Raw genomic sequence first — 7,472 nt, forward strand, 5'->3', positions numbered from 1 at the left:
GGCCGGAGGTGGCGTGGTTGCGGTGGTCGTTCGGGGGCGGGCCGGGAGGGTTCTCGCCCCCGCCGCCCCTACCCGTCCCATCCCTTGAAGGGGCTCCGCCCCTTCCACCCCGCCAAGGGGGCTCCGCCCCCTGGACCCCCATCGGCCTACGGCCTCGTCCTCAAACGCCGGACGGGCTGAAAGATCGGGGATCGGGACGGCAATCGCCTCGTCCTCAAACTCCCCCAGAGGGGGTGCCCCCAGACGGGCTGAAATACCTGGGCCTGCGCTGGTCAGTGACCGAGGGGGTCAGCCCCGTCGTGCCGCCCCCGCGCCCAGTGCCCCCCGTTGCGGCTTGATCCCCGCCGGTACCGCTCGTTGGCGGGCGGGGGTGCCCGTCCAGCAGGTGCCTCGGCGGGACAGTAGGCGGTGTAGCCAGAGTTCCAGGGAGACCAGGTCGGCGAGGCCGTCCAGGGGGAGGGGTTCGCCCTCGGCGGCCGCGCGGAGGGCCTTGCGGACCACTCGGGCCTCCACCAGGCCCGCCTGGGCCAGGAGGGGCGTGCCGAACAGGTCCATCAGGGAGTCGGCCGCAACTCGCAGGCCCGTGCGCGCGGCCACCGCCGCCGGTGCGTGGGACGGGGCGCCCCAGCCGGGCGGGAGGTCGGCCACTCCGGCGCCCTCCAGGACCGTGCGGAGGATGGCGGCGCGGGCGCCGGGCTGGACGCGGAGGGCCTCCGGGAGGGCGCGGCAGGCGCGGACGACCTGGTTGTCGAGGAACGGGGTGTGCAGGCGTTGGGAGCGGATCTCGGCGGCTTGCTCCAGGACGCGGATGTCCGCGGCGTGGCGGGCGAGGGCCGCACGCGCGCGGTAGTCGCCCGGGCGCTGGCCGGGGCCTACGCCGTTGCGGCTCGTCGCCGCCTGCAGGCGAACCGATACTTCAGCCAGGGCCTCGCCGGTCAGCCAGCGGGCCGCCGGGCCTGGTCTGGCCCAGGTGAGCGCGGCGAGCGACGCCCCTACGGCACCTCCGGGTTCGTCGAAGCGGCGGTCCATCAGGCGGGCGGCCAGGGACTCCAGGCCAGTGCGGTACGGCGTGCGGGCCAGCTTTCTCGCCGCGCCGTACACGCGCGCGGGGACCAGCACCGAGCCGTCCGCCTTGGCCAGCGCCGCGACCGGGCGGACCAGATGGCGGCGTTTGCGGTCCATCAGGAGGTCGGCCAGGCGGGCCGGATGGGCGTCCAGGACCTGGCGGGCGCCGTAGCCCGTGAAGTGGTCGGCGCTGCCGGAGGCGAGGCGCGCGCGGTGCCGCGCGGCCGTCACCAGGCTCGGGCCCGGCTCGTCCGTCAGCGGGCCGTCCAGGTCGGCGTAGGGCAGTGTCTCCTCGCCGCCCGTCACCACCACGTGGTGCAGACGGGGGTTGGCCGCCAGGGTTCCGGCGCGTTCCAGCTCTGCCTCGCGGCCGCCCACCGCGAGGTCGTTGAAGGTGACCGCCAGGAGGCGCTCTCCCGCGCCCGTGCCGTGGCCCAGGACCGTGCCCGGCATCCCGGGGAGGCCGGCGGCGAGGAGCGCCAGGGTGCCCGACGCGGGGCCGCCGGAGAGGTCCGCGCCGATGCCCGGAACCGGCATCCCGCGCGCGGCACGCCGTTCGGCGGGCCCCATTCCCGGGACCGGGCCCGGGTCTATGTCGGCGCCGGGGACATGGCGAGGCGCGGACAGACGCGCGCGTACCGCCTCCACCAGGGCGTCGCGTACGGCGTCCACCGCGCTGTCCGGATCGGCGGTCGGCGCCGCCACCGCCAGGGAGGCGACCGGCTCGTACCCGGCGATCTCGCGCGCCCCGGTGCGCAGGATCAGCGCATGCCCCGGCGGAATGCGCCGTACGCCGTCGTACGGCGTGGAGTCGTGCAGCGCGGCCGGTACGTCGGGGGCGGCCAGCAGCGCGGCGAGGTGGCCGAAGTCAAGGTTGGCCTCGATGAGGTCGGCGAGGGGGAGCGCGGCGGTCGCATAGGCCGTACCGCCCGCCCAGGGGGTGTAGAACACGGGCCGCGCGCCCGCCAGATCGCCGCACACGGTGACCCGGCGGCCGACCTGGACGACGGCCGTGTAGCTGCCGGACCAGGCGGTCAGATGCCGAAGTGCGCCTCCGCGCGCGGCGAACAGAGCGAGGCGCAGCTGCTCGTCACTCGCCCCGCATGTCCCCAGTACGGCGATCCGGGTCTGCGCGTCGGCCTTCACCACGCGCACCTCGTCCGGGCGCCAGTCGCCGACCGCCCACAGCGGATCGGGGTCGCCCCACAGGAGTTGGGACCCGACCGGGTGCACCGTCTCGCCGTCGCTTCCGGTGGCCCCCGCGGCGCCGATACCGGCGGCCACCGCGGTGGTGCTGCTCCATCCCACCAACCACCGCATCGCCGCCTCCACAGGCTGTGGACAACCAGTGCACCGCACGAACCGGTCACCATGCTGCCATGAAGGACGCGCGCCGGAGCGGCGGCGGAGCCGCTCGGGATCCCGGACTTGTACGCGCGCGTGGATCGTCACGGGGTCCGAACACCCGGACGAGGCAAGGCGATCGCTCGACTTCCGCGACGCGAATGCGCCCCCGGTGCGCTCCCCGAAAACGCCCTTCGCGCCCTCAAGTTCCATGGTCGGAGCGGTAATTACCCCAGGGAGGCGGGGTCGATTTTCAGCCAAATCGGCGACGTAAGGACAGGCTCGCGCACACTCCGTGCAAGTACCACGCACTACTCGGTGTGCTCGCCGTGCGCGCAGTCCGGGGAACGGTGTACGCCCCCCGGACCGTTCCGCCGCCCGCGGGGATGTAGGCGGCGGAATCCCCCAGCCCACTGGATCCAGTACAGCGGGCCGACCCACGCATGAGCCATGGAACCGCTCCCCCGATGGCTGGAGAAGAGCGCACGGACGGGCGCACGGCCACACAACGGGAGCACGTCACAACTGTGCGTAGGGGGTGCGCACTTGAGTACGGACCACAATCCCGCCATCCGGAAGAATGCCCCTTAACGCTTGGGATGCGGCGAACTACGCTGGGTTTACGAATGCCGCATGGTTATGCCAGCGCGGCAGCCGTCTGTGTCGAGGGGTGGCGCATGTCCAGGGAGCAACGCGGGCCGAACGAAAAACTCGGCGCCGTTCTCGCCCTCGCGGGAATCAGCAACGCAGGACTCGCCCGACGCGTCAACGATCTTGGCGCTCAACGAGGACTGACTCTTCGCTACGACAAGACGTCGGTGGCGCGCTGGGTGTCGAAGGGCATGGTGCCGCAGGGCGCCGCGCCGCATCTCATCGCCGCTGCCATCGGCCAGAAGCTGGGCCGTCCGGTGCCGCTCCACGAGATCGGCCTGGCGGATGCGGACCCCGCGCCCGAAGTGGGCCTCGCCTTCCCCCGGGACGTCGGACAGGCGGTGAAGTCGGCGACGGAGCTGTACCGTCTCGACCTCGCCGGCCGTCGCACCGGCACCGGTGGCATCTGGCAGTCGCTGGCCGGCTCGTTCGCGGTAAGCGCATATGCAACGCCTGCCTCACGATGGCTGATAACCCCGGCCGACAGCTCGGTGGCGCGCGAGGTGAACTCCGCGGAGGACTCCGGCGCACCGCTCAAAGTCGGCCACAGCGATGTGCAGAAGCTGCGGGAGGCCGCCGACGACGCCAGGCGCTGGGACTCCAAGTACGGAGGCGGCGACTGGCGCTCGTCCATGGTGCCGGAGTGCCTACGGGTGGAGGCGGCGCCGCTGCTGCTCGGCTCGTACTCCGACGAAGTCGGGCGGGCGCTGTTCGGGGCGAGTGCCGAACTCACGCGTCTCGCCGGGTGGATGGCCTTCGACACCGGGCAACAGGAGGCCGCCCAGCGGTACTACATCCAGGCGCTGCGCCTCGCGCGAGCCGCCGCGGACGTACCTCTCGGCGGGTACGTCCTCGCGTCGATGTCGCTCCAGGCGACCTACCGGGGCTTCGGCGACGAGGGCGTCGACCTCGCCCAGGCCGCTCTGGAACGCAACCGGGGGCTGGCCACGGCCCGCACCATGAGCTTCTTCCGTCTCGTCGAGGCACGCGCGCACGCGCGCGCTGGTGACGCCCAGGCCGCCGGCGCGGCGCTGAAGGCGGCGGAGGGCTGGCTGGAGCGGTCCAGAGAGGGCGACAACGACCCTTCGTGGCTCGGCTTCTACTCCTACGACCGCTTCGCCGCGGACGCCGCCGAGTGCTACCGGGACCTGAAGGCACCGCGTCAGGTACGGCGGTTCACGGAGCAGGCGCTGTCGAAGCCGACGGAGGAGTTCGTGCGCTCGCACGGGCTGCGGCTGGTCGTCTCGGCGGTCGCCGAGCTCGAGTCGGGCAACCTCGATGCGGCGTGCGAGCAGGGCGTGCGGGCGGTGGAGGTCGCGGGGCGGATATCGTCCGCGCGCACCACGGAGTACGTGAAGGACCTGCTGCACCGCCTGGAGCCGTACGGCGACGAGCCGCGGGTGGTCGAACTGCGGGAACGTGCACGGCCGCTGCTGATGGCTCCGGCGTAGGTGGAGATCCTCGGCACGCGCGCGTGAGCGGGCGGCGGCTCAGCGAGCCTGAGCCGGCGCCCGTTGCGGCGTCACGATCACGACGTCATCACCGCGCCACGGTCACGGCGTCACGACGCGCTGTCGGTGCGCCCGAAGCAGCGCTCCAGCTCGTCGAGCTTGTAGAAGGTGCTGCCCTTGGAGATCGGCGTGCAGCCGGCCTTGAAGGCGGTCTCCTGCTCGTTGTAGAGCATCCGCACCAGGTAGGTGTCGCCCTTGCGGAAGACGTCCCACTGGATGTTCGAGCCGAGCGGCGCCACGGACGCGCCCCGCCAGGCGTTGTCGGCGTAGGTGTACGGCTGCTCGGCGGTGGCGCCCTTCGTGCTGCCGGGCAAGCCCATCAGCGCGGCCAGCGGGATGATCTCCTCGGCATGGGTGAAGCGCAGCTCGGCGCCCAGGTCGCTGGTGCCGGCGCGCTTGGCCTCGATCTGCCGGAAGAAGTCGTCCAGCAGAACGTCCGCCATCTTGTACGTGATGTCGCTGCCGGCGAAGCCGGGGCCCTTCTCGTAGAAGTCCTCGACGTCGCTCAGGTACCCGAACCAGGCCGCGTCCCGCTCGGAGATGAACCGCTCCAAGCCCCAGCCCTTGCCGCCGGGGCTCTCGTCGCTCATGGCGGGCGCGATGGCGTACAGGTTGTAGACGGCCGTGGCGGCGGCCACCCGGTCGCCGTCGGAGAGCCGGTCGACGAAGTCGCCCTTGAAGAGCTTCTTCAGTACGTCGCGGGCGGCGCAGTGGGTGGTGGGCTGGCCGGTGATCGACTTGAGGGTGCTCGCGAGGCGCTGGTCGTTCGCGATGTAGTCCCGGTAGGCCGCGCCGCCGGCCGCCTTGTGGAAGTACAGGAGGTCGACGTCCGTGCGGGTCGGGCCGATGAGTGGCTTCAGGTCGGGGTCGGCCTCGGCCAGCCCGGCGGCGTACAGGTTCGCGCTGTCGACGGCGCGCCCCTGCCCCGAGCTGACGACGTCGATCTTCTCCTTGTCACCGGCGATGCGCTGGAACAGTCCCGGCAGCCGCTGCTCCATCCGTACGGCCGTGTCGTGGATCTCGCGCTCGCCCCGCCCGCTGAGGTCGCCGTAGCCCACACTGCTCATGGCGGTGCGGAGTGCCCGCACCTTGGGCCCGAACTGCTTCCCCTTGGCGGTGAGCCGGCCGGCGGCCTCGGCCTTCTGCCACAGCGCGAGAACCAGGTCGGCGTCCTCGCCGTCGGTCGCGGCGCGGGAGCCGTGCCGGGAGACGTTCTCCGTGAAGACGGGGGTGAAGCCGGCCGGGGGCCGCTGGTAGGTGCGGGTGTTCTGGCCGGGGGTGTACGTCGCTTTGGTGCCGTAGCTGTCCCTGGTGCTCGTGTTCGTGGCGGCGCCGGCCGGAGCGGCGGCCAGCAGGGTGGCCAGGCCGAGGGCCAGAGCCGAGGCCAGGACAGGAGCGAAGGCGGGGGCGAGGGCCGGGGTCGGGCGTCTCATGGAGGTGCCGCTTCTTTCAGTGCCGCTGCATCGCACCGATGCGGCAGTCCGGGTGATCTGCCGCATCGTCGGAGCGGTGCGTGAACTCCCCGTGGCTGGATCACGGCGGACGAGTGGCCGGATCTACCGCCCTTGCCCAAGGTTCCCCCTGGGAATCGTCACGCCGGGGTGCACGGGCCCCGCTTCCCGTCGGAACGCGGTGCTCCCTCGGGTTTGAGTGCGTTGTCAGTGGCGCAGTGCATTATCGAAACCGGGAGGTGGAGCAGGTGCGGACGATCGCTTACGACTGTGACGTGCTCGTGGTCGGTGGTGGGATCGTCGGGCTGTCCACGGCGTACGCGATCACACGTGCCGCGCCGGGGACGCGGGTGACCGTGCTGGAGAAGGAGCCGGGTCCCGCCCGGCATCAGACGGGGCGCAACAGCGGGGTCATCCACAGCGGGATCTACTACCGGCCGGGCTCGCTGAAGGCGCGGTACGCGGTGCGCGGCGCCGCCGAGATGGTCAAGTTCTGCGCGGAGTACGGCATCGCGCACGCCGTCACCGGCAAGCTGATCGTCGCGACGGAGCGTGCGGAGCTGCCACGGCTGCACGCGCTGGTGCAGCGCGGCCGGGAGAACGGCATTCCGGTACGGGAGCTGGGCGTCGCCCAGATCGCCGAGTACGAGCCGGAGGTGCGCGGGCTCGCCGCCATACACGTCGGGACGACGGGCGTCTGTGACTTCGTCGGGGTCGCCCGGCAGCTGGCCGAGGCATCCGGGGCGGAGATCCGGTACGGGGCGGAGGTCGAGCGCGTCGACCGGCGGGCGGAGCTGGGGGTCGCCGTACGGACCACACGCGGTGACGTCGTGCGGGGGCGGGTGCTGGTGAACTGTGCCGGGCTGTACTGCGACGAGGTGGCCCGGATGACGGGGGACGAGCCCGAGGTGCGGATCGTGCCCTTCCGGGGCGAGTACTACTCGCTGGCTAGGCCCGAGCTGGTGCGGGGGCTGGTGTATCCGGTGCCGGACCCGGCGTTTCCGTTCCTCGGGGTGCATCTCACGCGCGGGATCGACGGGGATGTGCACATCGGGCCCAACGCGGTGCCGGCGCTGGCCCGGGAGGGGTACGGGTGGGGCGTGGTACGACCGCGGGAGGTCGCGGCGACGGTGGCGTGGCCCGGGGTGTGGCGGATGGCGCGACAGCACTGGCGGTACGGGGCGGGGGAGCTGCGGCGGTCGGTGTCCCGGGGGGCGTTCACGGAGGCGGTGCGGAGGCTGTTGCCCGCGGTGAACGCGGATGATCTGGTGCCGGCTGCGGCGGGGGTGCGGGCGCAGGCGGTGTTGCGGGACGGGGCGCTGGTGGACGACTTCCTGATACGGGAGGGGGCGCGGGCCGTGCATGTGCTGAACGCGCCGAGCCCTGCGGCTACCGCTTCGCTGCCGATCGGGCGGGAGGTTGCGCGGAGGGCGTTGGCGGTGTTGGAGGG

The 7,472-nt window shown here is 72.6% G+C and carries 4 protein-coding genes; 2 read left to right on the forward strand and 2 right to left on the reverse strand.

Translation table 11 applies throughout. The features are described from left to right. Positions 1–288: 288 nt before the first annotated feature. A complete protein-coding gene (locus tag ADK36_RS05975; protein WP_048587453.1) occupies positions 289–2,385 on the reverse strand; it encodes an asparagine synthase-related protein in 2,097 nt (698 codons plus the stop codon). 701 nt (positions 2,386–3,086) lie between these two features. Here ADK36_RS05975 and ADK36_RS05980 point away from each other — a divergent pair. Next, positions 3,087–4,511 carry a hypothetical protein gene (locus ADK36_RS05980; protein ID WP_048587454.1) on the forward strand — a complete coding sequence of 475 codons (1,425 nt, stop codon included), beginning with the start codon at positions 3,087–3,089 and terminating at the stop codon, positions 4,509–4,511. A gap of 110 nt (positions 4,512–4,621) precedes the next feature. Here ADK36_RS05980 and ADK36_RS05985 read toward each other — a convergent pair whose 3' ends face one another. Then, a complete protein-coding gene (locus tag ADK36_RS05985; RefSeq protein ID WP_048587455.1) occupies positions 4,622–6,004 on the reverse strand; it encodes a histidine-type phosphatase in 1,383 nt (460 codons plus the stop codon). 266 nt (positions 6,005–6,270) lie between these two features. Between ADK36_RS05985 and lhgO the strand changes: the two genes are divergently transcribed. Then, a partial coding sequence (gene lhgO / locus ADK36_RS05990) for an L-2-hydroxyglutarate oxidase (RefSeq protein ID WP_234329689.1) occupies positions 6,271–7,472 on the forward strand: 1,202 nt, incomplete at its 3' end.

The organism is Streptomyces viridochromogenes, assembly GCF_001270495.1.
GTDB classification, from domain to species: domain Bacteria; phylum Actinomycetota; class Actinomycetes; order Streptomycetales; family Streptomycetaceae; genus Streptomyces; species Streptomyces viridochromogenes_A.

Coding starts and splice junctions, on each gene's coding strand:
- ADK36_RS05985 (WP_048587455.1), bottom strand. CDS start 6,004: ATGAGACGCCCGACCCCGGCCCTCGCCCCCGCCTTCGCTCCTGTCCTG.
- ADK36_RS05975 (WP_048587453.1), bottom strand. CDS start 2,385: ATGCGGTGGTTGGTGGGATGGAGCAGCACCACCGCGGTGGCCGCCGGT.
- ADK36_RS05980 (WP_048587454.1), top strand. CDS start 3,087: ATGTCCAGGGAGCAACGCGGGCCGAACGAAAAACTCGGCGCCGTTCTC.